Raw genomic sequence first — 24,687 nt, forward strand, 5'->3', positions numbered from 1 at the left:
TAACGTTTTCATCATTGAGCGTTACCCTTTTTTTATACCGTAGATTAGTTTGTATTTTAGTGTCTTAAAACTAAATCCAAAAAATGCAGCGCATTGGTCATTATCATAGATTCCTGATTCTAGGCTTTATATTTTTTTCGCAAAGTTCACAAGCTCAGTTATTCGATCGTCCCGAGCAAAAGTTTCAGGATGGCATCAACCTCTACAAACAGGGACGGTATGAACCCGCCATTCAGAAATTTGCCGAAATTACCTCCAATAGTGCCAATGATGAGTACGCACCCCTTGCTCATTTCTATTACGCACTGTCGGCCAACAAGCTGAAAAAGTACAATGAGGGAAACCTCATGCTTCGCCAATTGCTGACCCGCTATTCCACTTGGCCCCAACGCGATGAAGCCTACTACCTGATGGCCACCAACTACTTCGATTTGTTGGACTACCGTCGGGCATTCGATGCGCTCAACCGTATAGGAGACGCCCGGATGAGTAAGGATATTCAGGGCTTGAAGCAGCACTATTTGAAAAATGTGGAAGATGTTGCCACGCTCAAATCCTTAAATTCGGAGTATCCTAACGACCGGGTAGTTGCTGTGGCTCTGGTAGACCTCATTCAAAGCAAATCCAGCAGCAAAGCTGACCTTGAACTCTCTGACCGGCTTACCAATCAGTACAATATCGACGTCAACCGGCCTAAAAAAATTGAAACTGAGAAGGAATTGACAAAAAATCCACCCTATGAGAAAAAATGGACGAAGGGCTATTACAACGTGGCAGTGCTATTTCCTTACCGGCTGGCCGAAATAAAATCGACGAAGCGAGGTCTTCCCAATCAGTATGCCTATGATTATTTCGCAGGCTTGCAGATTGCCCGGCAAAAGTTAAAATCCGAAGGCGTGAATATCAACATTCAGGCGTATGATTTGGGCAACGAGGAAGACAAGTCTTTGGATATGATTAACAACGCGCACTTTCGCCATACTGATCTTATCATTGGTCCACTGTACTCCCGGCCCTTCGAACTCGTTTCAGAATTTGCCAATGTAAATGGGATAACGATGGTAAACCCACTCGCTACCGATGGGAGCCTGCTTGAAAATGGCAACCTTGTCTATTTGGCGCATCCATCCATTGAGAGCCAAACTATGGAGGTACTTCGTGTAGTAAAGAGCAAGACCACCGTTCCCATTGCCGCAATTTACTATGGGAACAACACTAAGGATTCGGCGATGGCCTTTACCTACAAGGAGGCAATCAATAAAGCAGGAGGCAAAGTGCTGGAAATTAAAGAAATTAGCGGAGACGCTCCTCAGATGAATGAGCAGATATCACAATTCAGCACCCAAAAGCCAAACCATGTCGTGCTTTTCTGCACTGACCCCAAAGCTGGCCCCGCCCTCATGAATATTCTTTCTGGCCGGAAAATCAATCAGGTACCCGTCATTGCAACGGCCCACAGTTTTGATTTTAACCGAATAAGACCCACTGGTTACGGAAGCAATTTATTTCTGATTGCTCCTGATTATGTGGATATTACAAAGGAAAGCGTCAAAGCATTTCAGAATGAGTACTTTGGCAAAACCAATACTCTGCCATCCATTTATTCCTACCAGGGCTACGACCAGATGCTATTCTTCGGCCGGATGCTGGCAAAGTACAATGAGCGGATGCCTGATGGCCTTACCCTGCGTACATACGAAGACGATTATCTGCTTTCAGGTTTCGATTATACCCAGTCTCGCGAGAATACCATACCCAGCATTTTGACCTATGAGAACAAGCGCTGGAGCCCATGGAAATCGAATTAAATCGGATACCTGGACAGCATTACACTGGATCACCATTAAATTTCTCGGCCACTAAATACCAATACATCCTCACCTAACATATGAACATTACCACGAGTCAGAAACTTTTCGAAAAAGCCAATCAATTTATTCCCGGTGGGGTCAATTCTCCGGTCCGGGCATTCCGGGCGGTGGGGGGTACTCCCATTTTCATTAAATCAGCCAAAGGACCGTATATTTTCGATGAGGACGATAACCGATACATCGAACTTATCAACTCCTGGGGGCCAATGATACTTGGCCACGCCAACGAATTGATAGAGAAAGCCGTTGCCGATGCGATACAACATTCTTTTTCGTTTGGGGCGCCTACCCGTCGCGAGGTCGAAATGGCCGAGCGAATCGTCGGCATGGTACCTTCGGTCGAAAAGGTCCGGATGGTAAACTCAGGCACCGAGGCCACTATGTCGGCTATCCGCGTGGCGCGGGGATTCACCGGCCGTGACAAGATCATCAAGTTTGCGGGCTGCTACCACGGGCATGGCGATAGCTTTCTGATCGCGGCAGGTTCTGGGGCAGTAACACACGGAACACCAGACAGTCCCGGTGTACCGGAAGGTGTGGCGAAAGATACGCTGACCGCCCCTTTCAACGATTTGGAGGCTGTACAAAAGCTCGTAGATGCCAACTCTGGTCAGGTGGCTACGATAATCATCGAACCAGTGGTGGGAAACATGGGCTGTGTCTTGCCCGAACCGGGGTTTCTGGAAGGCCTTCGGAGCTTGTGCGACAAGGAGGGAATTATTTTGATTTTCGACGAGGTGATGACAGGCTTCCGACTCTCCAAAGGCGGAGCGCAGGAGCGTTTCAGTGTCATGCCTGATATGACCACCCTGGGTAAAATAATTGGTGGTGGTATGCCGGTTGGAGCCTATGGCGGTCGGGAAGACATTATGAATTACGTATCTCCGGCAGGTCCGGTGTATCAGGCGGGCACCCTCTCGGGTAACCCCATAGCCATGGCGGCGGGACTTGCCATGCTGGATTACCTGAACGACCACCAGGAGGTATACCTGAACCTGGACCAGGCGGGCGTAAAACTGGCACAGGGGTTTCGTTCAAGTATGGAAAAGCTGGGGCTTAAATACACAATAAATCAAATTGGCTCTATGTACACGCTTTTCTTTACCGAAGAGCCTGTAAAGGATTTTCCGGCGGCTCGTTCATGCAACATGGAACTATACGGCCGGTACTTTCATGCCATGCTCGAGCGTGGCGTATATTTGGGTGCATCCCAATACGAAAGTATGTTTCTTTCCACGGCTCTGGAAGAGAGTCACCTCGACCATATCATTCAGGCGAACGAAGATTCGCTGAGAGCAATTATGGAATAAGGGATTGGGTAGTTTAGGAAGTAAAAGTTCAATTAGAAATAGCACAAACCAGGGCATCAGGCGGATGCCCTGGCTTCACCCATCAACTGAATTGCGAAAGTACTCCATCGTCGTTCCAGTCTATAATCGTCCCGATGAACTGGACGAACTACTTAGCAGTCTCACGCACCAGGTTTTCAAGAACTTTGAAGTAATCGTTGTTGAAGATGGTTCTAATATTCCTGCTACCGACGTGGTCGCGAAATATATCGATCAGCTTGACATCAACTACTTTGAGATTGAAAATGTCGGGCAGGGGTTTGCCAGAAACTACGGTTTTTCAAAGGCCAACGGCGATTATCTGATCGTCTTCGATTCCGACACCATTATTCCTGCCCACTACCTGCAGGCCGTTGATGCCCATTTAGAGAATGACTACCTGGATGCCTTTGGTGGACCGGACCAGGCTGCCGGCAATTTTTCCGAATTGCAGAAGGCCATCAGCTATGCAATGACCTCTTTCTTCACAACAGGTGGTATCCGGGGCAAATCCAGGAATGCGGGTGGCGCCTTTCAGCCCCGAAGCTTCAATATGGGGATGTCAAAGCAGATTTTTGACGAAACTGGCGGCTTTGCTAAGCGGGATATGGGCGAAGACATTGAGTTTGGAATCAGGCTGAAAGCCAAAAATTACCGCACGGCATTGATTCCTGAGGCCTATGTGTACCACAAGCGCCGAGGGAATTTCCGCGACTTCTGGCGGCAAGTTCATTCTTTTGGTAGGACCAGATTCATCCTGGACAGAATTCATCCCGGGCAGGGCCTCATCAAGCCTGTTCACGCTTTTCCGGCACTGTTTACAATTTACTGTGCTCTGATTCCACTCTGGTTTTTTATTTTAAAACCAATTGGCGTCTTAACTACATTACTGTTGGCATTCTTCGTAGTGGGTATTTTCCTGGATGCTTCACTGAAAAGCGAGAGCCTGAAAGTGGGGGCATTGAGCGTGATGGCAGCTTTTGTACAACTTATCGGCTACGGGACGGGGTTTATCCGGGAAGGATTCCGTCGTCTTTTTGGTTCTGCCTAAATACATTCAGTACCATCAAAAAGTCGTTTTGAGACCAATAGGGTAGAGGATTTGGGATTATTAACCAATCACTTTTTGCAAAAATAAATCAATTCTGTCGCTGGAAGGGCAAATCTTTTAACCTCTTCTTTTGTTAGGTCATCCAGTACGAAGCGATCCTCCGTTACCTCGAATCCTCCTTTTTCCAGTTCCTGGGCATAGTCGCGGCCAAACAAGCGCAGGTGGTCATTCTGCCAGAAATGTTTTTCACGTTCGCGCGGGTCGGTGATGCTGGCATCTTCATAGGTTGTAGCCTTGGTCAGGTCCTGGGGTGACTGAATGATGGCCCAGCCTCCCGGTTTCAACACGCGGTGCAATTCGCTGGTTGCCAGAACGTAGTCGTCAACATGTTCCATAACGTGGTTACAGAAAGCCACGTCAAACGAATTGTCTGGGAAAGGGATGGCGTGTATATCCATCTTGACTTTCGCGAGGGGAGATTCAATGTCTGCCGTGATGTAATCAAGGTTAGACATACGTTCGAAGCGATCGATAAAGCAGTATTCAGGGGCTACATGCAGTACCTTCAGATTATCGGTAAAGAAATTGGTTTTTCGTTTGAGATATAGGTACATCAACCGGTGACGTTCCAAGGCAAGGCAGTTAGGACAAAGCGCGTTGTCACGTCCCTTTCGTCCGTAGGGAAGGAATTCGGCGTACTGATGGTCGCAGACAGGGCACTCCACACGATTGCCTTTGTGGAATAAACCCAGAAAACGCGCCGCAAAATGGCCTACTCTCTGCAAAGCGGGCCGAGGAACATAACGCAATACCAGGCTAATGATCGACTTCATCTATTGGATGTAGGGCTTCCCCCGGCAAATGTTGGCAAGGGCTTATCCTTACGCTAAGTAATGAAAATTGTTAATTTTGATAAAAATCAAATCCACATAAAATATGCTACCAAACGAATCTGACATCAAACCCCCAGGACAAAAATTAGTTTCAAAACTCTCGGCCCGAACCAAATGGCTGGTCTTAGCTCCCGTTGGATTGGTCCTTATCGGTTACGGACTTTGCGTGTTCAGCGAGGCCGGAAACCTGAAGCATACCGGCAGCCCGACGATTGAATGGGTTCTGCTGGGCACTTACAGCCTGATTTTAATAAACGGCGGACTCTCGTTGTTTGGTCAAGCTGTGTATTTCAGGGTGATGATGGACGTCCGCCGGGAAACACGACGAAGTCTACGCAAGCTGGAAACAAAACTGGCCAGTCGGGAACGCAACAAACGGTCACGCGATCGGAAAAGAAAAAGCTCCACCAAATCTAATTGACAGAGCTTGTAACTTTCGGTCGAGCGCAACTGAATTATTTCTTATCGGCCTTTTCCTTAGTCTCTTCAGATTTTTCAGTAGCTGTTGCAGTAGTTTTCTCGGCTCCTTTTGCCTCGGCACTCTTATCTGTAGCAGCTTCTGCTTTCTTGTTTTCTGTGGGCTTGGCGGCTTTCTTTTCTTCCGCATCCCGCTGCTTCTTCAGTTCGGCAAACTCAGCCTTGATGGCTTCTACGTCCACGTTCCTCACTTCGGGCTTGCGCATGAGGTCTTTTATTTTGTTCAGGCGATTGACGGTCCTGGTTTGGTTGCGAAGCGCTTTGCGCCTAAGTATGGTAACTGCCATTGTATGCTAGTTTTGAGTTAAAAGAGGTGCAAAAGTAGTGTTTATAAATTAAAAAAGTGAGATTTAAGCCGGAAAATTGTCTGTGCTCCCCTAACTTTGCAGTAAACCGCCAGCAGAAGACGAAACTGGAAATACCAGGTGCCTTTTCTGCAAACAAGCTATGTCAAAACCCAGTTTAGCGCGGGGTACCCGTGATTTTGGTCCTGAGCAAATGGCCAAGCGAACCTTTATTCTGGAAACCATACGACGCACATTTCAATTGTATGGTTTTCAGCCTTTGGAGACCCCAGCCATTGAAAACCTGTCGGTCCTGATGGGGAAATACGGTGAAGAGGGGGATCAACTGTTATTTAAAATTCTGAATTCTGGCGATTATTCAAATAAATTGACAGAACAGGATTGGCAATTGGAAAGTAAGGAGCTCACGTCAAAGATTTCTGAGAAAGGACTTCGGTACGATTTAACGGTCCCTTTTGCCCGGTACGTAGTGATGAACCGCGGAACGTTACCACTGCCTTTCAAACGTTACCAGATTCAACCTGTCTGGCGGGCTGATCGGCCACAAAAAGGACGTTATCGCGAATTTTATCAGTGCGATGCCGATGTAGTAGGGACCGACTCCCTGCTGTGTGAGGCAGAAATAGTGTTGATGCTGCACGAAAGCCTGCGTAATCTGAGGATTCCAAATTTTAGAGTGAAACTCAATAACCGAAAAATTCTAAGTGGGATTTCGGAGGTAATCGGCGCTCCCGGACTGGAAGGCCAATTTGCTGTGGCGATCGACAAGCTGGATAAAATCGGCAAAGAGAAGGTGATTCAGGAATTACTGAACAGGGGTTTTACGGAGGAAAACGTAGCCAAACTGGAACCGATATTCACGCTGTCAAATCAGGCTGAACCGTTTGTGGCATTGAAACAATGGCTGAATCCGTCCGAAACAGGCATGCAGGGAATAGGCGAATTAGAGGAAATATGGGCTCTGGTCGATGGGTTCGAACTGGAAAATCCACAACTGGAATTCGATGTTACCCTAGCACGCGGGCTTTCTTACTATACGGGTGCCATCTTTGAAGTGAAGGCCCATGACCATGACGACCACCCGGTTAATATGGGTAGTATCAGCGGGGGGGGGCGTTACGATAATCTCACCGGGACGTTCGGAGTGGATGGTTTATCGGGGGTTGGCATATCATTGGGCGTAGACAGGATTTATGACGTGATGGAGGAGCTTGGGTTGTTTCCTGCCGATCAAATTCAAACTACCCGGGTAATGCTTTCCAATTTTGACAAAAAAGCGGCAAACTATGGATTGAAAGTACTTAAACAGATACGGGAGGCTGGTTTCAATGCCGAAATGTACCCTGACTCAGTTAAGCTTAAAAAACAGTTGGATTTCGCCGACCGCAAACAAATACCTTTCGTCATACTGATTGGCTCCCAGGAAATGGAATCGGGAAATTTGACCCTGAAAAATATGAAAACGGGTGAACAAATTTCCGTTTCGATCGTAGAAGCATTAGAAAAAATAAAATTTTAAATTGAACAACAGGTAGGAGCAGAATTGCCAGACGGCGTAGCGTCGTCTGCTGAATGCCGATGCCGCCCTCCCCATAATGACAGAAATACTACGCATAGCCGTACAAAAATCCGGACGTCTCAGCGACGACTCTCTTAAATTAATCAAGGAGTGTGGAATTCGTTTCGACAATGGTGCCGGAAAGCTTCGTGCTCCGGCGGCTAATTTTCCCGCAGAGATTCTTTTTCTGCGCGATGACGATATACCAGGCTATGTTGAGGACGGTGTGGCTCATCTGGGAATTGTGGGTGAAAACGTGGCCGTGGAAACTGCGCGTGACGTGGATACCGTGTACCGGCTGGGTTTTTCCAAGTGCCGCCTTTCAATCGGGATTCCGCGTGGTGAAAAGTACGGCTCCATAAAAGATCTGCATGGGAAGAGCATTGCCACTTCGTATCCCCGCATTCTTGGAAAGTACCTGCAGGATAACGAAGTTGAAGCCCAGATTCACGAAATAGGCGGTTCAGTCGAAATAGCACCAAGCATTGGTCTGGCTGAAGCAGTGTGTGACATAGTAAGTTCCGGAAGTACGCTGTTGAGCAACGGTTTGCAGGAAGTTGAAACCATCTTCCGGTCTGAGGCGGTAATGATCGCGAGTCGGAATCTCAGCGATACCCAGCAATCTCACCTTGATCAGTTGCTTTTCAGGATCAAATCCGTTCAGGCTGCGAAGAATAATAAGTACATTCTGCTAAACTGCCCTACGGATTCTGTGGAGGAAGTAAGCAAGTACCTGCCTGGGATGCGATCGCCTACCGTGATGCCCCTCGCTACGGAAGGCTGGTGCTCAGTGCACTCTGTAATTAATGAGAATGATTTCTGGGAAAATATCGAGAAAATCCGCCAGGCTGGGGCGGAAGGAATTCTGGTGATTCCGATAGAGAAAATGATTCTTTAATCACCTTCATATTTCCGGCAACCCTAACTACCCGGAAGCCACACTTTCGGGAAATTGTACCCATGAAAATTATCCCATTTCCTGATAGAGCCGATTGGCCTGCCTTACTGGCGCGCCCGACCCAGGACTTTGCCGAGATCGAAGGGAAAGTTCTCCCGATCCTGCAAAAGGTAAAACTTGAAGGAGACTCGGCATTGCGTGATTATGCCCTTCAATTCGATCAGATCGAATTGGGTGACATTGCTTTCGAAACGGATGCTATTCAGGATGCTGAGAACAAACTCGATGAAACGCTGAAAGCGGCCATTCATCAGGCTTACCAAAACATTCGCACTTTTCATGAAGCTCAGAAACAAGCCGTCGAAAAAATCGAAACTATGCCGGGGGTGGTCTGCTGGCGAAGGAGCGTGGGCATTGAAAAGGTAGGGATTTACATACCCGGTGGAACGGCTCCGTTATTTAGTACCGTACTGATGCTGGGCATTCCGGCTCAGCTGGCGGGTTGCCGCGAGATCGTGCTTTGCACGCCAAGTGACCATCCGGCCATCCTCTACGCGGCCAAGCTGGTAGGGGTCACCAAGGCTTTCCGGATCGGAGGCGCCCAGGCGATTGCTGCCATGGCTTATGGCACGGAGAGTGTTCCGAAAGTTTACAAGATTTTTGGGCCGGGCAATCAGTACGTCACTGCTGCCAAAATGTTAGTGAGTAAAGAAGGCATCGCAATTGATATGCCGGCAGGTCCTTCCGAGGTGGCGATCTATGCCGATGACTCTGCGATCCCTTCCTTTGTTGCTGCCGACCTGCTTTCTCAGGCCGAACATGGTGCAGATAGCCAGGTACTTCTCGTTTCTACCAGCCGCAGGTTGCTGAACAGTGTTAATATCACGCTCTCCACGCAATTGGAGTCGCTTCCACGTCGTGACCTTGCCCGGCAGGCTATCGCAAACAGCAAGGCAATTCTGGTGAATTCATCCGAGGAAGCAATAGAATTATTGAACGATTATGCCGCAGAACACCTTATTTTAAGCGTGACGGATTCTGAAAAAGTATCAGAATCCATCAGGAATGCCGGTTCAATTTTTCTGGGCAACTACACACCGGAATCCTGTGGGGATTATGCCTCTGGCACCAACCACACTTTGCCAACCAACGGATTTGCGCAGGCTTATAGTGGCGTGTCGCTGGATAGTTTTGTAAAAAAAATTACCGTGCAGCAGATCTCGGAAAGCGGTATCAAAAATATTGGCCCCACTGTTGAAGTGATGGCTGAGGCAGAGTCGCTTATTGCGCACAAGAGAGCAGTTAGTATCCGGTTGAGTTCTTTGAGTTGAAAAATATTTTATGTTTAATTTAAGAGAAATAATCCGTCCTCATATCCTGAACCTTACACCTTATTCGTCGGCTCGCGATGAATATACCGGAAAGGCAGGCGTTTTTCTTGACGCCAATGAGAATCCGTTCGGGTCAGTTTTGAAAAAAGATTTTAACCGTTACCCTGATCCGCACCAACGGGCAATCAAGGAAAAGCTGGCTCCAATCAAAGGAGTGTCTTCCGACCAGATTTTCCTGGGCAATGGCAGCGATGAGGCCATTGATTTGCTGATCAGGGCTACCTGTGTACCCGGAAAAGACTCGATCATTATACTGCCGCCTACTTACGGAATGTATGAGGTGAGTGCATCGATAAATGACATTGAAGTAATTAAGGTGCCCCTGACCGAAAAGTACCAGATCGATGTCGGGGCCGTGATGGAGGACATACATCCCTCCACTAAAATAATCTGGGTTTGTTCACCCAACAATCCCTCGGGAAATCTCGTACAGGATTCAGCTATAGATACCCTTTTGAAAAACTTCAATGGGCTGGTCGTAGTGGATGAAGCCTATATCGATTTTGCCGACACAGCTTCCTGGACCCAAAGGTTGGAAGAATTTCCCAATCTCGTGGTACTTCAGACTTTTTCCAAAGCTTGGGGACTCGCTTCGTTACGCCTGGGCATGTGTTTCGCTTCACCTGAATTGATTTCAATTCTGAATAAGATAAAACCTCCTTATAACCTGGGTGGACCCACTCAGGCACTGCTGTTTGATGCTTTGGATAATGAGTCTTATAAGAGCGAAATGGTTAAGCAAATTTTATCTGAAAGGGCAGTTTTGGCAAATCAACTGAGTAGTTTGGATTCAGTGATCAAAATTCACCCTTCTGATGCCAACTTCCTCCTAGTGCAATTTCAGGATGCCCCCACAATAATGAAATACTTAATCGATGGAGAAATTATCGTAAGGGACAGGAGTAAAGTGACTTTGTGCAGTGATTGCTTACGAATAACGGTGGGCACATCGGAAGAAAACGCGGTTTTAGTCAAGGCTTTGCGTAAATTTGCGCAAAAAATTGTGTCTGCGTAGTGGTTTGCACTCATCGACTTGTCATAATGCAGAATAAATTACCTGAATTCATGAAAAAAACAGCGCTTACCCTGATCTGCCTTTTGGCAGTGACTATGGCCCATGCTCAGTACGATAACTGGGCGGTAGGTTTCAAACTCGGCGAACCCACGGGCGTGAACATTCGAAAGTACTTCAATAACGTTAACGCCATTGATGTGACTGTCGGATCCTATGGCGGCATTCTGGCGAATAACCGGGAATATCGGCGAGGCCTCTATAAAAACACCGGCTTATCGTTTCAGGCCCACTACCTTTGGCACAATTCATTGTTCAACTCCGAACTGGCGCACATTTACTACGGTTTTGGCCCCCAGGTTAACAGCAGGCGCTATTATCCTGACAATTTGCAGAATCAGCAGATCAAGTACACCAACAACATCTCACTGGGTGGTTCAGGCATCGGCGGATTTGAGTACTTCCTGCCCGACGGCCGCCTCTCAATATTTCTTGAAGGCGGGGTTTACATCGAACTTCTGCCGGGCCCCTTTTTCATAAGCCCCAACGTATCAGGTGGTGTGCGTTTGAATTTGTAATCCTACTGTTTCTAAGAATTAAAAGGCGGGCGCAAGTCTGCCTTTTTTGCGTAAATTCACTCTCAATTCTTAACATTTAATCGCGCCGGAGACCCGGTCTCAATATCTAAAATTGTTTAAAGTATATTCATCATCAGCCGGATCAGGTAAGACATACACACTCACCAAGGAGTATTTAAAGCTGGCGCTCAGCTCGGAGTCAGATACCTATTTTCGCTCCATACTTGCTGTTACGTTTACCAACGCCGCAGCCAACGAGATGAAAGAACGGATCCTGTTGATGCTCCGGATTTTTTCATCACCGGATGGCAGTACGCATTTCATGTTGAAGGATATCGTGACTGAGCTGTATCCCGGCATTGAGAGTGACCCTGAACTCTATCAGGGTACCATTGAGCTTTTTGCGCAACGGGCCAAAAAGATTTTTCGAAAAATACTGCACCGTTATTCTGATTTCTCGGTGATGACCATCGACAAGTTCACCCAACGACTCGTAAGCAGCTTTACTGATGAACTGGGAATACCGTTTGCTTTCGAGACGATTCTTGAAACCGATCAGCTTTCCAACGCCGTAGACCGGATGCTGGCACGCATCGGGCAAGAGGGCGAAGCATTGCTGACTGATGTAGTTGAGACTTACTACCGCGAAAGCGCCGAAGGCGGCAAGAGCTGGGGTAGTTTGCCGCACCGCATTCGTGAGGCTGCCTACGACCTGTTGAATGAAAAGAGCTACCTCGCGATGAAAAAGGTGGACACCCTTGATGTGCAGGATTGGGTGGGCATAAGCCGCCAAATAAAGGCATTCGTACGCGAAACCGAGCATAGCATCCAGGAGCAGGCCCGGCAAGGCTTTGCTGCCATACAAGGCAAGCATTTGGTTGCCAAGGATTTTTACTATTCCAATACCGGAATTTATGGTTTTTTTGAGAAACGTGCGGCGGGTATCGATCTTTGGAAAGAGGGAAATTCCTACGTCAGAGCTTCAATAAGCGAAGCCAAATGGTGTGGCGGTAAAGTTTCATCCTTCATTCAGCAGGAAATTGACAGTATTTCCTCCGTTCTTGTTACCTGCCATCGCGAAATGGCAAACACACTGGAAACTGCCGCCCAAAAGGGTAGTCTTTTACGTCTCATTGACAAGCATTTGTATAACCTCTCCTTATTGGGCGAGATACGCAAAGAATTCGACGCCCTATTAAAACAAGGCAATCAGGTTCACATTTCTGATTTCAACCGCAAGGTGCTGGAAATTGTTGCCCGTGAACCAGTGCCCTTTATTTTTGAAAGGCTGGGGGAGAAGTACAACCATATTTTAGTGGATGAATTTCAGGATACGTCCAAATTGCAATTTGCCAACTTGCTGCCGCTTATAGATAACGCATTGGGCTTCGGTAATTTCAACCTGATAGTGGGTGACGCCAAGCAGTCTATCTACCGCTTTAGAGGCGGGGACATGGACTTGATCCTGCATTTATCCAAAAACCAGTTTGGTAGCCTGTCCGGTGTAATTGGCGACAATGCCTTTACCGAAGAACGACTGCTGAGCCTGGAACGTGAGCTTGATGTAGCGCACCTGAAAACCAACCGGCGCAGTTATCGCGAAGTGACGGACTTCAACAACAGCTTTTTCTCCTCTGTGGCTGGAGGTGAGTGGGCAGGAGATTCCGAATTGTTATCGTCAGTTTTTGATGAGCATTTCCAGCAGGAGGTCACTCCTGATGTGAAATTGGGAGGTCACGTCCAGGTCGAATTCCTGTCCGAGTCCACTGCCGACGAATTGGAGGAACAGCCAACAGAGGGTGCTGAAATTATGGTCAGCCGAACCCTGGAACTCGTAGATGAGCTACGGGGGCAGGGGTACCACTGGCGGGACATCGCCATTTTATGTCGCCGAAAATCCGAAGCTGGATCAATTGCCGCTGCATTGAAGGAGCGCGGAGATCCGCTGATTTCCGACGATTCGCTGCTTTTGACTTACTCCCAGACGGTCAACCTTCTGGTTTCGTTCATGCAGGTATTGCAAACGCCGGACGATGCTTTGGCCCGCTACGAAGCTGCCTACCACTTTCACCGGATCATTTTAGAAAAAATCCCCAATGCTGCCCAGCACACGGCCATTCGTGAAATGTGCGCCAGGCGAGACACAACTTCATTTTTGCATTACTTCGAAGCTTTCGGGATGGAGCTGAACGCCTTCCGGCTGCGGCAATTGGGGGTGTACGAATTATGTGAAAAGCTAATCAATACGTTTCGCCTTTTCGAAGGCCTCACCGAAGGCCCTTACCTTTTTAGGTTTCTGGATGCAATTTTGGAATTTGGTACCCGGCAAAGCAACCACCTGGCGGATTTTCTTAAATATTGGGAGACAGCACAGCACAAGATTTCAATTACTGTTCCGGCCAACGCAGATGCCCTGCGCATCACCACAATTCACAAATCCAAAGGCCTTGAGTATCCCGTCGTCATCGTCCCAAATTGTGACTGGAGCTTTACGCCCAGCGGAAACCGCGACCGAATCTGGGTGGACCTGGATGCGGTCAACGATGCTGAATTGCTGATAGAAGGCCTGAACGATGCGCAGGAAAGCATTACCAAACGATTGAATAGTTCGGTGGTGTCTATGGTGAAAGAGCTGGATGAGACTATTTTACAGGCAGATTACCAGGAAGAGAAAAACCGAACTTTGCTGGAAAACCTGAACTTACTTTATGTAGCATTCACGCGTCCGGTACAGCGATTGTATGTGCTGGCCAGAAATCCTAAGGACTGGAATAAATGCAACGATTCCGTGCATCGCTGGCTGTACGACTTCTTAAATAGCGAAAAATCCTCAATCCCCTGGGATGATGGGCAAAGTACCTACATTTTATCGGAAGGGCGTGGTGAATGCCGCCATAAGGAAACAGGAAGTGACTCAACGCCCTATCTCCTGAATGGTGTCATCAGCACCGACCGCACCGAGCGGCTTCGTCTGCGTCGAATGGCCGAGCGGATCTTTGATGTAGATACCTTCGAAAAAAAGAAGGACCGTCTTCAAAAATTGCGGTACGCCATGTCGCTGATTGCCACCAGGGCTGACATCAATAAAATTATTCGCCAGCTGATTTCAGAGGGGATTGTGGAAGGCAGCGAGGCCGAACACTTGCGTATTTCTGTCGAACGACTCTTATTGAATGAGCCGTTGGCATCGCTTTTTGCTGAGGGAGCTACCGTGCGCTTAAAGAAGGAATTGCTTTTGCCCAGGGGCAAAATGCTTTTGGCCGACCGTCTGGTGACCCGGCCGGACGGTACCGAGGTCCTGGTAAACGTGGTGGCGGGTGCCGGGTCCGATGCTTCCCGAAAGCAATTAAGCCGCGCCTTGCAGGCCTACCAGTCAATGAACCGGCCGGATTGTAAGGGGTTGCTGGTGACACTGGCCGATTCGGGAACAGAATGGATAGATTAATAAGTATTTGATTACCAGTATCGATATCTTTTGTGAATTACAAACTCATTTCTCAACAAGCGAATATTTCCGAACGACAGATTGTCGCCACCATCCAACTTTTTGAGGAAGGTGCGACGCTGCCTTTCATTGCCAGATACCGTAAGGAAGCCACGGGGGGGCTCGACGAAGTTCAGATCGGTGCGATCAAGGATGCCTGGCAAAAGCAGCAGGAAGTTGAAAAACGCCGTGAAAGCATTTTGAAAAGTATTGGTGAACAAGGCAAGCTGACGCCAGAGTTGCGCGATAAAATTGAAGGCGTGTTCAGCTTGACAGAATTGGAGGATTTGTACTTACCCTATAAACAAAAGCGCAAGACCCGGGCCATTCTGGCGGTTGAACGGGGCCTGGAACCTTTGGCCAAATCGCTTTTTCAGGGCCGGGAGGCATCACCTGAAAAGCGCGCTGCTGGTTTTCTTAACGCAGAAGTACCTTCCGTTGAGGATGCTCTGCAAGGTGCGCGTGACATCATCGCGGAGTGGATTAATGAAGATGCCGAAGCGCGGGCCCGGATTCGTGGATGGTTTGAACGCGGGGGGATCATATCGGCCAAGGTCAAGAAATCCAAACAGGAAGAAGGGGCAAAATATCGCGATTACTTTGATTTTTCAGAGGCTTTGTCGCGCATTCCCTCCCACCGGCTACTGGCTCTTCGGCGCGGGGAGGAAGAAGGAGTATTAAGCGTCAGTATCTCGCCGGATGAAGATCGGGTCCTTGGATCATTGAATCGTTTGTTCGTCGTGGGCCCGGCGGGAGGACAAGTACAGCTGGAGATGGCAGTTAAGGATAGTTATAAGCGGTTGCTCAAACCCGCCATCGAGACCGAATTTGCCAAAATGTCAAAGGAAAAGGCAGACTTGGAGGCAATACAGGTTTTTGCAGAAAACCTCCGTCAGCTATTGCTTGCTCCCCCTCTTGGCCAGAAGCGACTAATGGCCATAGATCCCGGCTATCGCACGGGCTGCAAAGTAGTGGTACTGAACGAGCGAGGCAATTTATTAGAAGATTTTGTGATATACCCCTTCGACAAACCAGCCCAGGCGCAGCGGCGATTGCAAGAGATTTTAGTGCAATACAATACGGAGGCCATTGCTATTGGAAACGGAACGGCAGGGCGAGACACGGAAGATTTTGTCCGAAAACTACTAATGGGGGTCGATAATGGAGCAGAAATAGAGGTCGTCATGGTGAGTGAACAAGGCGCATCCATTTACTCAGCGTCCGATACGGCCCGGGAAGAATTTCCTGATCAGGATGTCACGGTACGCGGCTCTGTGTCCATTGGGCGGCGGTTGATGGATCCCCTGGCCGAACTGGTTAAAATCGATCCGAAGTCGATCGGCGTTGGGCAATATCAGCACGATGTTGATCAGACGGCTTTAAAAAACACCCTCGATACGGTCGTGGAAAGCTGTGTCAATTTGGTTGGCGTCAATTTGAATACCGCCAGCCAGCACCTGCTCCGCTATGTGTCGGGCCTGGGACCTGCTTTGGCCAGGAACATCGTAGATTACCGTGCCGAGGTGGGAGGATTTCAGTCGAGGAATCAGCTGATGAAAGTACCGCGCCTGGGAGCCAAGGCATTCGAGCAGGCGGCGGGGTTTCTGCGAATTGAAGGTGGAAAAAATCCTCTCGACAACAGCGCCGTGCATCCGGAACGGTATGCTGTGGTTCAGGAAATGGCGATGGATGTGAAAGCTACGGTGGCCGACCTGATGAAAAAACCTGAACTCCGCAGCCAAATCCAACCGGACCGGTACATTACGGGCGACATCGGCTTGCCAACGATCAAGGACATCCTGGCAGAATTGGAAAAACCGGCTCGGGACCCCCGGGCTGACCGGGAAGCTTTTGCTTTTGACGAACATGTTCGGTCCGTAGAAGATCTGCACCAAGGCATGGTATTGCCCGGCATAGTTACCAATATCACCGCTTTTGGAGCTTTCGTTGACGTAGGAGTGAAACAGGATGGTCTGGTTCATGTGTCCCAATTGGCCGACCGTTTTGTAAAAGACCCCAATGAGGTGGTGAAACTGGGGCAGACGGTTCGGGTCAAAGTGACTTCGGTGGATTTGCCACGAAAGCGAATTGCGCTGAGTATGAAAATATAAGGGTGAAAAAGGGGGTGTAAATGAAAATGCTCATTTACGCTTCTTCTTTTTTCTGTTTTCAAAAGCTTCCACTTCCTGCATCAACCCTTTGAGGTCAACTGTGACATTATCCTGGGTAAGATCGATGGTTTGCTCGTAATCTTCTTTTGGAATATCAAGCACTGTGATTTTATAGCCCAAAAAGTCCTCAATGGCTTCCAGTAAAGGTTGCTCCTCTTGGCTGCTGAAAGACACGGCCCGGCCCTTATGGACACCCCGTCCCGTACGACCGACCCGGTGAACGTACTTCTCGGTTTCTTCGGGCAAGTCATAGTTAATAACAAAATCCACCTCGGGGATGTCGATACCACGCGCACTTACATCCGTGGCAATCATTACCCGCGTACGACCTTTCTTGAAATCCTGCATTGTTTTCAACCGGTCGGTTTGTTCCTTGTCACCATGAATGGTCTGGCTATCGATTTCCATGCGAGCGAGCGCTGCGGCTACGCGCTCCGCCCTCACTTTGGTGCGGACAAAAACCAGGATTTTCTTTTCAGGATTCTGCTTGATAATGCGTTCCAGGAAAAATCGCTTATCGTCCATTTCAATATGTGCCACTGAGTGGGTAATATTTTTGGAAACCCGGTCTTTGGGGGCAATTTCGATGCGAATGGGAGTATGAACGATACTGTAAGCCAGCTTTTTAATCGTATCGTCAATAGTGGCTGAAAAAAACAGCGTCTGCCGGTTTCGCCGGAATTTTTTAATCACATCCTCAATATCCTTATAGAACCCCAACGCAAGCATCTGATCCGCCTCATCCAGAATCAGGATTTCAACCCGGCTTAGGTCGATATGTCCCTGGCTCGTCAGATCGAACATTCGTCCCGGTGTGGCAATCAATATATCCACGCCATCATTCAGCCGCTCTATTTGAGGTTCTTGCGCCACGCCACCGACCAGACACACCGCCTTTACGCGGGTATGGCGGGCAATTTGGTCAAATACCTCGGTTATTTGTAGCGCCAGTTCGCGGGTTGGCACCATCACCACGCATCTGATCGGGGAAGTGCGGCTCCGCTGCTTGATATCGTGAATCATACTCACCACCGGAATGGCGAAGGCCGCAGTTTTTCCCGTTCCGGTTTGGGCGATGGCCAGCACATCTTCCCCTTTCAGAATGGAAGGAATTGCCCGGAACTGAATGTCAGTAGGACGCTTGAAACCCATCTTTGAAAGGTTTCTTTTTATTTCAAAAGCAATGGAATAGTCGTCGAATTTCATGGATTTGATTATCAATTTGGACAAAGGTAAGGCTTTGCTCAGAAAGCAGGGTAGAGTATTCCTCGGGCGTCCTTTTTTACAACAACCCTATTTTCGATTTCGCATGAAAAAGCTGTTCATATTCTTTTTGGTATACTACCCTCTTTTTACAAAAGCTCAAACTCCCGATGAGGAATATTCAATTGACCCGGCATCCGTCGAACAAGCTGGTGTCCCGCAAGGAGAAGTCTTGAAATTTGCCTTTGATCAGTCCAAAATTTTTCCAGGTACCTGGCGGGAAGTGTGGGTGTACGTGCCGAAGCAATATGATCCGAAAGTACCTGCCTGCGTTTATGTAAACCAGGACGGTATTCAATGGAAAGCGCCTACGGTTTTTGACAATCTAATTTATAAGAAAGAAATGCCAGTCACAGTCGGCGTATTCATCACGCCGGGGCGGGTAATCGCCAGTAATCCCGATCAGGCGCTGGATCGGTATAATCGTAGCTTTGAATACGACGGCCTTGGAGATAAATACGCTCGATTCATCCTGGAAGAAATATTGCCCGAGGTCGAAAATATGAAAACCAGCGACGGCCGCGCCATTCATTTGTCAAAAAGTGGCAATGACCGCGCAATCGGCGGATCGAGCAGCGGAGCGGTTTGCGCATTTACGGCAGCCTGGGAGCGGCCGAATGAGTTTTCCAGGGTATTCAGTGCCATAGGTACCTACGTAGGTCTTCGCGGGGCCGACCGTTATCCGACTCTATTAAGAAAATATGAGCCCAAACCGCTGAGAATTTTTCTGCAGGATGGAGAGAACGACCTCAATATCTATGCGGGTGACTGGTGGATGGCCAATCAGATGATGTTGCGGGCTCTGAATTTCTCGGGCTACGAAGTGACACATATCTGGGGCGAGGGAGGGCATAACGGCAAGCACGGCACGGCACTGTTTCCCGAGGCCATGCGGTATTTGTGGAAAGACTGGCCCGGGCCGATAAAAAACAGCGGCTCCAAAAACCCGATGCTGACCGACATAGTGATACCGGGCGCGGATTGGGAACTGGTTATCGAGAAATTTGCCGCCAATAATAGCCTGGCGGTTGATCAACAAGGGAACCTGTTTTTTAAGGATGCCGTAAAGCCAGACAGAAACTACCTTACAGACGCGGCGGGCAGGGTAGTGGAAACCCATATTATGGTAATACCACAGGCAATTGACAAGTTCAAAGGTGATTGGGAGTATCGAATCGGGGGCAAGGCACTTTCCCCCGACCATACCCAACTCTACATGACCGATATGGACTCGCACTGGGTAGGGGTAGTTCAAATTCAGGCAGACGGTACTTTGCGGCACGCGCAACGCTACGGCTGGCTTCACTCGCCCGATACTGCCGACAACGCCGGAGCAGGCGGTGTCATTTGCGATCGTGAAGGCCGGGTTTACGTGGCAACAGGTTTAGGCATTCAGGTGCTTGACCAAACCGGAAGGGTAAACGTGATCCTGCCCGTTCCCAACGGCAGTGCGACAGACGTGATTTTTGGTGGCAAGGACTTCGACCAACTTTATATCAGCAGTAAGAACAGGGTCTACCGACGCCGGCTGAACGCGAAAGGCGTGAATGGTTTTGAGGAGCCGGTAAAGCCAACAAAGCCGAAACTCTAAGATCTATTTAACAAAAAAAGGCGCTTCGATCAAAGCGCCTTTCTTTACTGGAAAATGATTTATCAACGAGTATTGATTGTTCCACTCCTTTCATTGTAGGAGCCGAAGGGAAAGCTTACCCCTAAGTTGATTCCAAAGTTTTGATTCCTCAATTCATTGGCTGCTGATTTGGTGATGTCTACCAGACCCACTCCGTAGCGTGCGTCTACGTTCAACCAGATTTTGTTTTGAATCCGGTAGTTGAAGCCTGCCCCCAGTGTAACGCCTCCATCAATCGAATTATAGTTCGGATTGTTAGATTCACCGGAAATGTCATTCCCATTACGATCTTTGGCACCCACCAGGAAATTGACGTGAGGGCCAATAAATACTTTGGGCCTCAAGGTATTTCCCTTCTGACCCAAAAAGTAGGTCAAGAGGATAGGGACCTGAATGTAGTTGAGATTGATATCATTGGTTTTGTTGTTAATCTGCGCCCCAAGTTGGGTAAAGAGGACTTGTCCGCTCACTCCTAATCCGGAATTTGAGCTGTAATTGAAAAAGCCGCCGGCTGTCAATCCTGCTTTCCAGTCATTATTGGGGATGTCGCCTCTAAGATTGGCAATGGATACTCCTGCGATCGGGCCAATAGAGATGTTTTCCTGGGCCCAGGCAGAAGTGGAGATCAGCAACGCGATTGCGAGGTACTTGGCATTCGTTTTCATGAATTTGTCTTGGTGTATGGATTACGATTGATTAATCCATACACCTTATAAATCTCATGCCAGCGAAGTCAATCCAGGGTAAAGTACTGCCCCGCGTACCGATTACTCAATTGGGCCTACCGCCTAATAAGTTCCAGAGTGTCAGGGTTGCTATGATTTTCTATTTGGAGTAGTTTTAAAATAAAAAATCCAGACAAATGAAAAAGCTCCTCAAAACAATCACTCCACTTGCTATTACTTTGGTGTTAGGATGTAGCAAAGACGGCACATCCCCCTCCCCGCAAAACTGCGTCGACAATTCGCAGAAAGTTACGGATGCGGTGACTGTATATGCCACCAACCCCAACAAAGCGAACTGCGAGGCGTACAAAAATACGGTGAGAGATTTCTTCAAAAGCTGCCCGACGTATTTTACAGGGGCCTCTAAACAGGCTTACGAAGATTTCCTGGCAGAACCTTGCCCCAACTGATCACGGCCGCGCCGATTAGTGCGCCTCTAGCCAATCAGCTCCTACGCCAATGCCGGTCTCCATCTTGACTTCCATTGGTAAGGCATTTTGCATGAGGTCCTCAACATTTGATTTAAGAAAGTCCAACTCTTCGCGGTGGGCGTCAAATACGAGTTCATCATGAACTTGCAGAATCATCCGCGAGCGAAGGTTTTCTTTCTCTATGAATGCCTGAATATTAATCATCGCGAGCTTGATCATATCGGCCGCTGATCCCTGAATCGGCGCATTGATGGCGTTACGCTCGGCAAAGCCGCGGTTGGTCTGATTACGGGAATTGATGTCCGCCAGGTAACGACGACGGCCTAGAATAGTCTCCACGTACTCTCGCTCGCGGGCTTCCTTGATTACGCGGTCCATGTAGGCTTTGACGGCCGGAAATTCCTCAAAGTAGGCTTTGATAATTTCACCGGCATCACCACGCGAAATTCCCAGATTCCGGGCCAGTCCGAAGGCTGAGATTCCGTAAATGATTCCGAAATTGACTGACTTGGCCTGGCGGCGCATGTCGGACGTGACCTCTTCGAGTGGAATGTGAAATACTTTACTGGCGGTAGTCGCGTGAATATCCCGGCCCAGATTGAAGGCCTCAATCATGCTGGGATCACCGCTAAACGCCGCCATAATTCGCAATTCGATCTGGGAGTAATCCGCCGACAGGATTTGAAACTCTTCTGAACGGGGTACAAAGGCTTTTCTTATCTCACGTCCACGAACGGTTCGGATTGGGATATTTTGGAGGTTAGGATTTGTAGAACTTAGCCGCCCGGTGGCCGTAACCGCCTGGTTGTAGGATGTATGAAGGCGGCCCGTGTTTGGGTTTATCAGCAGCGGCAAGGCATCTACGTAGGTGGATTTGAGTTTCTGCAATTCCCGGTAATCCAGAATTTTTCGCGCGATTTCGTGCTCGCTTTCCAGGGCTGAAAGTACATCCTCTCCCGTGGCATATTGGCCGGTACGCGTCTTCTTGGGGTTTTTTACCAAATTCATTTTGTCGAAAAGTACCTCCCCCAGCTGTTTTGGTGAATTGAGGTTAAACTCTGTCTCAGCTGTCGCGAAAATGTCGGTTTCGAGTATCCTGATGTCGTTCTCGAGTTGCTGTGACATTTTGGCTAATGCCTCGGTATCGATCCTGACCCCTTCGCATTCCATGGCAGTCAACACGCGAACCAGTGGCATTTCAACCCCCTCGAATAATTTGGTAGCGGCCTTTTCCTTTAATTCGGGTGTTAATAGCTGATGTAGTTGGAGGGTGATGTCGGCGTCCTCTCCCGCATACTCGGTCACTTCGTGCACCGGTACTTCACGCATCGTGGACTGGTTCTTTCCTTTCTTGCCGATCAACTCTTCAATGGCGACGGGCTGATACTGCAGGTAGTTCATCGCCAGACGATCCATACCGTGCCTTTGCTCGGGTTCCAGCAAGTAGTGCGCCAGCATGGTGTCGGCGAGTGGACCGCGTATTTCCAGATCGTAGTTTTTTAGTACGAGCATATCGTACTTTAAGTTTTGGCCAATCTTGGTAATCGCCTCGTTTTCAAAAACAGGCCGAAAAATTTCAACGATCGCTTGTGCCTGCTCCCGATCCTCGGGAACGGGCACGTAAAATGCTTCACCGGGCCGGTAAGAAAAAGCGATGCCGACTAGTTCGGCTTGGAGCGCATCCAAAGAGGTAGTTTCCGTATCAAAGCAGAATTCATTTTGTTGGCTGAGGTAGTTTGCCAGACTGACCATCAATTCACGCGTATCAACGGTTTGGTAATCGTGAGTAGCCGTGGCAATGCTCCGATAAACGACGGGGGCGGGTTCCGTTTGGTTGGTGGAAGTGGAATTTTCGAACGCGGCAATGTTTGGGTTACTGGCAGCGCCAAACAAATCGAGTTGGCCAGGCTGATCTTTGGTAGTAGTTTTTTGCTTCGTAGTGGCAGTGGTACTTATCGGATCATCACCCAGCACCCTGCGGCGAAGGGTACGAAATTCCAATTCGTCAAACAGCGCATTTACCTTTTCAGCGTCAGGCTCCTCGTGAATAAGGTCTTTGGCACTAAAAGGGATAGGCACGTTCACGTCAATAGTTGCCAACTCTCTGGACATAATGGCCTGATCGGCATTTTCCCGGATGCGTTCTCCTAGTTTTCCTTTAATCTCGCCAGCCCGCGCCAGGATATTTTCCATGCTGCCATACTGCGCGATGAGCTTTTGAGCCGTTTTTTCGCCCACTCCGGGTACCCCGGGAATGTTGTCTGAGGCATCACCCATCAATCCGAGCATATCGATGACCTGATCTACACGTTCAATCTGCCATTTTTCGAGAATTTCAGGAACACCCATTTTTTCTGCCCCTTTGCCCATGAAGGCAGGTTTGTACATGTAAACGTGTTCTTGCACGAGTTGCCCATAATCCTTATCTGGCGTCATCATGAATACCTCAAAGCCTTCCTCTGCCGCGCAGCGGGCCAGTGTTCCGATCACATCATCCGCTTCGTAACCATCCACCAATAATATCGGAATATTCATGGCTTCCAGCAGGCGCTTCACATAGGGGATAGCGATGGTAATGTCCTCAGGCTGCGCGTCACGCTGGGCCTTATAGGCTTCGAATTGTTCGTGCCGAAACGTCTTTTTGGGCGTATCGAAAGCAACCCCGATATGGGTTGGGGCTTCTTTTTTCAGTACTTCCAGTAACGTATTGGTGAAACCGAAAACAGCGCTGGTATTGATGCCCGTGGAAGTAATGCGGGGGGCTTTTATGAAAGCAAAATGAGCACGGTATATTAGGGCAAATGCATCGAGGAGAAAAAGTTTCTGCGAAGGCTTGGGCATATTTCGGGCTGAATTGATTTGAATTTTCGTCTTGATTCTGCGGCAATGATTCAATTCGTAAAGATAAGACCTCTGGCTAATATTAGTAGGCCATCCCGTAATATGGCAATCGTCCGACGATTCAATTTTGGAACAGTTCTTGCTAATGTCTGGTCAAATCAGGACATTTGAGTCAAAATAGAATCTATGAACAAATATTACAAAATAAGAAAAATTCAAAATGCCTGGTCGTTGAGTCTCCTGGCTATTGTCATGATCTGCCTGGGTTCCTGTAGCGGAACTGAAGGGCCAGCCGGTCCTGTGGGGCCTGCCGGCCCCCAAGGTCCTGTTGGAACCGCCGGGCCTCAGGGCCCCGCCGGATCAGCCAATGTCCTCTATTCAAATTGGACAAAAGCGGGTACCTGGATTAAGACCAACCAGTTTGGGACCGATCGATTTTATTTCGACATCACTAATGTCAACCGTCTAACACAGGCTGTTTTGGATCAGGGGGTAGTTTTAATGTACGCCAAGCTGGAAACCGAGAATAATCAGGTTCGTCAATTGCCGATACGTGTTTATGCCCTGTTTACCGAGGACATCATCGATTTTACCTTGACTGTGAACCGAATTCGAGTTTGGTCGGTCCCTGTTCGTGGCCCCCAGACACCCATCCAGCCTTCGCCCAATCATGAGTTTCGTTACGTCATCATTCCGGGCGGGCAAGCAGGACGGATCAGCTATGAAAAGTTGACGTATGCGGAGGCAAAAGACATGTTTCAAATCCCCGACTGATTGGCA

The 24,687-nt window shown here is 48.6% G+C and carries 19 protein-coding genes; 14 read left to right on the plus strand and 5 right to left on the minus strand.

All coding sequences use genetic code 11. From position 1 onward, the window contains the following. Nucleotides 1-83: 83 nt before the first annotated feature. From IE117_RS20015 to IE117_RS20025, 3 genes are all read left to right on the plus strand, one after another. Nucleotides 84-1,808 (plus strand): ABC transporter substrate-binding protein, encoded by a 1,725-nt coding sequence (locus IE117_RS20015; protein WP_189566445.1) that lies wholly within the window; start codon nucleotides 84-86, stop codon nucleotides 1,806-1,808. 80 nt (nucleotides 1,809-1,888) lie between these two features. Next, nucleotides 1,889-3,181 carry a glutamate-1-semialdehyde 2,1-aminomutase gene (gene hemL, locus IE117_RS20020; RefSeq protein WP_189566447.1) on the plus strand — a complete coding sequence of 431 codons (1,293 nt, stop codon included), beginning with the start codon at nucleotides 1,889-1,891 and terminating at the stop codon, nucleotides 3,179-3,181. A gap of 91 nt (nucleotides 3,182-3,272) precedes the next feature. Continuing rightward, nucleotides 3,273-4,250 (plus strand): glycosyltransferase family 2 protein, encoded by a 978-nt coding sequence (locus IE117_RS20025; protein WP_229581191.1) that lies wholly within the window; start codon nucleotides 3,273-3,275, stop codon nucleotides 4,248-4,250. Between the two features lie 68 nt (nucleotides 4,251-4,318). On the opposite strand, the gene IE117_RS20030 is transcribed toward IE117_RS20025, so the two are convergent. Further along, nucleotides 4,319-5,083 (minus strand): class I SAM-dependent methyltransferase, encoded by a 765-nt coding sequence (locus IE117_RS20030; RefSeq protein ID WP_189566451.1) that lies wholly within the window; start codon nucleotides 5,081-5,083, stop codon nucleotides 4,319-4,321. Nucleotides 5,084-5,186: 103 nt separating this feature from the next. Between IE117_RS20030 and IE117_RS20035 the strand changes: the two genes are divergently transcribed. Then, entirely contained in the window at nucleotides 5,187-5,564 is a 378-nt protein-coding gene (locus IE117_RS20035) for a hypothetical protein (RefSeq protein ID WP_189566453.1), read from the plus strand. Nucleotides 5,565-5,598: 34 nt separating this feature from the next. On the opposite strand, the gene IE117_RS20040 is transcribed toward IE117_RS20035, so the two are convergent. After that, nucleotides 5,599-5,907: a hypothetical protein gene (locus IE117_RS20040; protein WP_189567022.1), complete on the minus strand. Its 309-nt coding sequence runs from the start codon at nucleotides 5,905-5,907 to the stop codon at nucleotides 5,599-5,601. 160 nt (nucleotides 5,908-6,067) lie between these two features. On the opposite strand from IE117_RS20040, the gene hisS reads away from it, so the two are divergent. The 7 genes from hisS to IE117_RS20075 all read left to right on the plus strand — a co-directional run bounded on the left by hisS (nucleotide 6,068) and on the right by IE117_RS20075 (nucleotide 16,957). Then, nucleotides 6,068-7,444 carry a histidine--tRNA ligase gene (gene hisS / locus IE117_RS20045; RefSeq protein WP_189566455.1) on the plus strand — a complete coding sequence of 459 codons (1,377 nt, stop codon included), beginning with the start codon at nucleotides 6,068-6,070 and terminating at the stop codon, nucleotides 7,442-7,444. A 76-nt stretch (nucleotides 7,445-7,520) separates the two neighbouring features. After that, nucleotides 7,521-8,381, plus strand: coding sequence for an ATP phosphoribosyltransferase (gene hisG, locus IE117_RS20050; RefSeq protein WP_189566457.1), 861 nt, complete (start codon nucleotides 7,521-7,523; stop codon nucleotides 8,379-8,381). 62 nt (nucleotides 8,382-8,443) lie between these two features. Continuing rightward, a complete protein-coding gene (gene hisD / locus IE117_RS20055; RefSeq protein ID WP_189566459.1) occupies nucleotides 8,444-9,712 on the plus strand; it encodes a histidinol dehydrogenase in 1,269 nt (422 codons plus the stop codon). A gap of 10 nt (nucleotides 9,713-9,722) precedes the next feature. Further along, nucleotides 9,723-10,787, plus strand: coding sequence for a histidinol-phosphate transaminase (gene hisC, locus IE117_RS20060; protein ID WP_189566461.1), 1,065 nt, complete (start codon nucleotides 9,723-9,725; stop codon nucleotides 10,785-10,787). A 50-nt stretch (nucleotides 10,788-10,837) separates the two neighbouring features. Beyond that, nucleotides 10,838-11,362, plus strand: a complete 525-nt coding sequence (locus tag IE117_RS20065; protein ID WP_189566463.1) for a hypothetical protein — start codon at nucleotides 10,838-10,840, stop codon at nucleotides 11,360-11,362. Nucleotides 11,363-11,474: 112 nt separating this feature from the next. Next, the gene (locus IE117_RS20070) at nucleotides 11,475-14,807 is read left to right on the plus strand and encodes a UvrD-helicase domain-containing protein (protein WP_189566465.1); all 3,333 of its coding nucleotides are present in this window, start codon (nucleotides 11,475-11,477) and stop codon (nucleotides 14,805-14,807) included. 32 nt (nucleotides 14,808-14,839) lie between these two features. Further along, a complete protein-coding gene (locus IE117_RS20075; protein WP_189566467.1) occupies nucleotides 14,840-16,957 on the plus strand; it encodes a Tex family protein in 2,118 nt (705 codons plus the stop codon). Nucleotides 16,958-16,987: 30 nt separating this feature from the next. Here the strand turns inward: IE117_RS20075 and IE117_RS20080 are convergent, their stop codons facing one another. Next, nucleotides 16,988-18,223 (minus strand): DEAD/DEAH box helicase, encoded by a 1,236-nt coding sequence (locus IE117_RS20080; protein WP_189566469.1) that lies wholly within the window; start codon nucleotides 18,221-18,223, stop codon nucleotides 16,988-16,990. Nucleotides 18,224-18,326: 103 nt separating this feature from the next. Here IE117_RS20080 and IE117_RS20085 point away from each other — a divergent pair, with 103 nt between their 5' ends. Then, nucleotides 18,327-19,871: an alpha/beta hydrolase-fold protein gene (locus IE117_RS20085; RefSeq protein ID WP_189566471.1), complete on the plus strand. Its 1,545-nt coding sequence runs from the start codon at nucleotides 18,327-18,329 to the stop codon at nucleotides 19,869-19,871. 62 nt (nucleotides 19,872-19,933) lie between these two features. Here IE117_RS20085 and IE117_RS20090 read toward each other — a convergent pair whose 3' ends face one another. Continuing rightward, entirely contained in the window at nucleotides 19,934-20,575 is a 642-nt protein-coding gene (locus IE117_RS20090; RefSeq protein ID WP_189566473.1) for a porin family protein, read from the minus strand. Nucleotides 20,576-20,772: 197 nt separating this feature from the next. Between IE117_RS20090 and IE117_RS20095 the strand changes: the two genes are divergently transcribed. Further along, complete coding sequence (locus IE117_RS20095; RefSeq protein WP_189566475.1) at nucleotides 20,773-21,045, plus strand: hypothetical protein; 273 nt, start codon at nucleotides 20,773-20,775, stop codon at nucleotides 21,043-21,045. A 15-nt stretch (nucleotides 21,046-21,060) separates the two neighbouring features. On the opposite strand, the gene polA is transcribed toward IE117_RS20095, so the two are convergent. Further along, nucleotides 21,061-23,907, minus strand: coding sequence for a DNA polymerase I (gene polA / locus IE117_RS20100; RefSeq protein ID WP_189566477.1), 2,847 nt, complete (start codon nucleotides 23,905-23,907; stop codon nucleotides 21,061-21,063). 186 nt (nucleotides 23,908-24,093) lie between these two features. On the opposite strand from polA, the gene IE117_RS20105 reads away from it, so the two are divergent. Beyond that, on the plus strand, nucleotides 24,094-24,681 hold the full coding sequence (locus IE117_RS20105; RefSeq protein WP_189566479.1) for a collagen-like protein: 588 nt from the start codon (nucleotides 24,094-24,096) through the stop codon (nucleotides 24,679-24,681). The last annotated feature ends 6 nt before the right edge of the window (nucleotides 24,682-24,687 follow it).

Source organism: Persicitalea jodogahamensis, assembly GCF_014651615.1.
Taxonomy (GTDB): domain Bacteria; phylum Bacteroidota; class Bacteroidia; order Cytophagales; family Spirosomataceae; genus Persicitalea; species Persicitalea jodogahamensis.